This is a genomic window from Novosphingobium sp. CCH12-A3, assembly GCF_001556015.1.
Taxonomy (GTDB): domain Bacteria; phylum Pseudomonadota; class Alphaproteobacteria; order Sphingomonadales; family Sphingomonadaceae; genus Novosphingobium; species Novosphingobium subterraneum.
Genome location: NZ_LSIA01000048.1, coordinates 1 through 1,245 on the forward strand (window position 1 = coordinate 1; position 1,245 = coordinate 1,245).

Annotated in this window: 1 protein-coding gene; it reads right to left on the reverse strand. The window is 64.0% G+C overall.

Annotation, left to right across the window (positions count from 1 at the left end; all coding sequences use genetic code 11):
• Positions 1-27: 27 nt before the first annotated feature.
• Positions 28-1,178, reverse strand: a protein-coding gene (locus tag AX703_RS03410; protein WP_156451898.1) for an IS3 family transposase whose coding sequence is annotated in 2 segments (ribosomal slippage) — positions 28-926 and positions 926-1,178 — 1,152 coding nt in all. Because the reading frame shifts where the segments join, the coding sequence is not laid out codon by codon here.
• Positions 1,179-1,245: the final 67 nt, after the last annotated feature.

Sequence of the window (1,245 nt, forward strand, 5' to 3'; positions counted from 1 at the left end):
TTGACGTGCTCCCCTGATTGTTACCGGTCAGAGGTAGAGTCTCGCTCCTTCATGATGTTGGTTTGATGGGATGGCAACGTGTCTGGGGGCATGCCCCCAGACACGTTGGCCGGCGATCTCGGCGGGGGTCTTCCCGCCCAGTTTCGAGTGTGGCCTGACTGTGTTGTAGTCGTGCTGCCAGGCGGCGAGCACGAACCGGGCGTGAGCCAGGGAGGTGAACAGGGTCTCGTTGAGGCATTCATCCCGCAGTCGGCCGTTGAAGCTTTCCACGAAGCCGTTCTGCATCGGCTTGCCCGGGGCGATGTAATGCCACTCGACCTGGCGTTCCTGTGACCACCGCAGGATGGCCGACGAGGTCAGTTCTGTCCCGTTGTCGCTGACTACGGTGTGGGGTTTGCCCCGCCGGCCAATGAGGCTGGTCAGTTCCCTGGCCACCCGTGCACCCGACAGCGAAGTGTCGGCCACCAGCGAGAGACACTCACGCGTGAAGTCATCGACCACGCACAGGATGCGGAAGCGCCGGCCGCAGACCAGGCTGTCAGAGACGAAGTCGAGCGACCAGCGCTGGTTCGGACCTTCTGGCAAGACCATCGGCGCCCGAGTGCCCAAGCCCCGCTTGCGCCCACCGCGGCGGCGCACCCGCAAACCTTCCTCGCGGTAAATCCGCAGCAGCTTCTTGTGATTGGGCGCCATGCCTTCTCGCGCCAGCAGGTAACCGAGACGGCGATAGCCGAACCGCCGGCGCTCTCCTGCCAACTCGCGCAGCCTTTGCCGCAGCGGGCCGTCGTCAGGGCGGTTCGATCGATACCGGACCACCCTGCGGCTCACGCCGACCAGTGCACACGCCCGACGCTCGCTCAGCCCGTGATGCTCACAGGCATGGGCGACGGCTTCCCGCTTGGCGCCGGGCGTCACCATTTTTTTGAGGCCAGATCCTTCAGCACCGCATTGTCGAGCATGGCTTCGGCCAGCAGCTTCTTCAGCCTGGCGTTCTCCTCCTCAAGCGATCGCAGCCGCCGGGCCTCGGACACTTCCAGGCCACCGAACTTCGACTTCCACTTGTAGAACGTCGCCGAGCTGATCCCATGGCGCCGGCACACCTCCGCCGTCGCCATCCCAGTCTCCTGCTCCTTCAAGATCGCGATGATCTGCTCTTCGCTAAACCTGCTCCGTTTCATCGTCGTCCGACTCCTTCACGGTCGGACTCTACCATCGGGCGGTCACATTTCAGGGGAGCACGTCACC